Genomic DNA, 2546 nt, shown 5'->3' with positions numbered 1-2546 from the left:
AACAGATTGATATAATAAATGTATACTCTTCTATGGCGAAAAGTAAAAGTTTGTAAATTAAAATTTAGCAATGGAGGAGACAATTTATGAATCAAGCAGTATCAATTAATAACAACAGTGTTAAGAAAAAATATTTTATGGTATTTATTTGTATGTTTATGCAGGCAATACCTTTTGGTGTGGCACAAAATATACAACCTTTATTTATACCTTATGTAATAAATAACTTTGGATTTTCATTAGCAGGATTTTCTTTAATATTCACATTTGGAGCAATGGCATCAGCAGCATTTTCACCATTTTTGGGAAAATTATTTGGTAAAGTAAATATAAAAGTATTATTTATAGTAGGTACAATGCTATCATCATTAGGATTTTTAGGATTTGGGTTTGCTAATACACTACCTCAATTTTACATATTATCAGCAATATCTCAAATAGGATGTGTTTTATTCTCTGGATTAGGAGTACCTTATGTAATAAATAACTGGTTCCCTAAGAAGGGTAGAGGTAAAGCTCTAGGGATTGCTTTCTCAGGAGGATCTATTGGTAATGTATTTTTACAACAAATAACTTCACAAATGTTAGCATCAAAAGGCGCAAGTTATAGTTATATAATGTTTGGAATTATAGCAATAGCATGTAGTTTACCGATAATATTATTATTCATAAGAATGCCTAAAGAGGGTGAAGTAGAAGTAGTAGAAGAAAATGATGAAGTAGTGGAAGAAGCTAAAGGATTTGAAGGTTTAGGTGCTAAAGCAACTACTAAGAATAAATATTTCTGGACATTTTCAATAGGATACGCAATAATAGCTATAGCAATATCAGCATTAAGTACTCAATACGCAACATACTTTACAGGTGAGCTTAAAATGAGTGCAACTTTAGTAGGTACTTTAGGTTCATTATTTGCGTTATTCTGTTTAATAGGAAACGTAACTGGAGGAGCATTATTCGATAAGATAGGAACAATAAAAACAATGTCTATATCAATGGTACTTTCAACAGTATCAATAATAGCATTATTAGCATCAAGTAAAGTTCATGGTTTAGCATTCTTATTCTCTATAGCATACGGATTAAACGTTTACTCATATATGTCAGCACCAGCATTTATGGCAACAGATGTATTTGGTAGAAAAGAGTCAAGTGTAATACTTGGAACAATAAGTTTATTATTTGCTTTAGGATTTGCATTTGGATCTAGTTTATTTGGTATGATAGTAGATAATTTTGGATTTAATACAGGATGGATAGTAATGATAGCATGTGTTCTTACAGGATACGCATTATTACTTACTTCAATAAAAAAAGTAAAAGATCAAAATAAATTATTAATGAATAAATAGAGTTATTTTGCGAAAAAGGAGTCTACTATAATAATTAGGGGACTCCTTTTTTATATGATAGAATATTATAATATTCTTATATTTTTGAGTAAGGTTGTTGCCTGAAATTTCATAGCGCACACACAGTAGATTAAAGTGGTAATGAAATAATTCACCGACACGCCGCTTAATTAAGCAAAGCAAATTTTTTATAATGATATATATACTTGAGATATGAGAAAATTAATCTTAAAATCAATTCAAGGGGATTTAATTTTTATAAAGATAATTACTAATCAGAATGAGCAAAATAAAAGTAATATTACATAGGAGAAGTAAATTATGAATATTAGGAAATTAAGTATTTTTTATGAAACAGCCAGTTGTTTAAATATGAGCAAGGTTGCAAAGGAAATGTATATTAGTCAGCCATCAATAAGCCAATGTATCTCAGAGATTGAAGCTGAACTCAATACAAAGCTTTTCGATAGAATAGGAAAAAAACTTTTTTTAACGTATGAAGGTGAGATATTTTTTAATTATACAAGAAGAATATTAAATATATATGAAGAAGGAGTTAATACAATAAAAGATTGTGCAAGTGAAAATAGAGGTAAAATAATTATTGGTGCAAGCATTACCATAGGAATATATATAATGCCTTATGTAATTAAAAAGTTTAATGAAGAAGTTCCTGATATTGAAATATCTCTTGTAATAGATAGCCAATCTAATATAGAAGATTTAATTTCACATAATAAGGTAGATATAGCTTTTATAGAGAGCTCAACTTCATGTAGTGAAGTAATATCAAAAGAAATTTGCAGAGATGAACTAGTATTTATTAGTGGAATTAATCATGAATGGAAAGATAAAAAATACTTAGAAAAAGAAGATTTTTTAGATAATATATTTATTTTTAGAGATGATGGAAGTGGAACAAGAGAAACTTTTGAAACTTTCTTAAAAAGTAAAAATATAGAATATAAGGGTTATTTGGAATTAAGTCATATTGAAGCTATTATAAATTATGTAAAATTAAATATGGGAATTAGTTGTGTTCCTTATATTTCAGTTGTTGAGAAAGAAAAACTAGGTGACTTAAATATTTCTAGACTAAAAGATTGTAAAATAGAAAGAAGTCTTTATATTGTTATTCATAAAGATAAGTATATATCATTACCAATTAAATTATTTATATGTTTTTGTGAAAAA

General features: G+C 27.3%; 2 protein-coding genes. Both read left to right on the top strand.

Going from position 1 to position 2546, the window contains the following annotated elements; translation table 11 throughout:
- Positions 1-86 precede the first annotated feature (86 nt).
- On the top strand, positions 87-1352 hold the full coding sequence (locus NSA58_RS18740) for a conjugated bile salt MFS transporter (protein ID WP_039678047.1): 1266 nt from the start codon (positions 87-89) through the stop codon (positions 1350-1352).
- 321 nt (positions 1353-1673) lie between these two features.
- Positions 1674-2546 (top strand): LysR substrate-binding domain-containing protein (locus NSA58_RS18735; protein ID WP_257560832.1); only part of this gene is annotated, 873 nt, incomplete at its 3' end.

It is taken from the genome of Terrisporobacter muris (assembly GCF_024621905.1).
GTDB classification, from domain to species: Bacteria; Bacillota; Clostridia; order Peptostreptococcales; family Peptostreptococcaceae; genus Terrisporobacter; species Terrisporobacter muris.
Note: the sequence above shows the minus strand (reverse complement) of the source record. Positions and strands in the feature narration are given on the sequence as shown.

Coding starts and splice junctions, on each gene's coding strand:
- NSA58_RS18740 (WP_039678047.1), top strand. CDS start 87: ATGAATCAAGCAGTATCAATTAATAACAACAGTGTTAAGAAAAAATAT.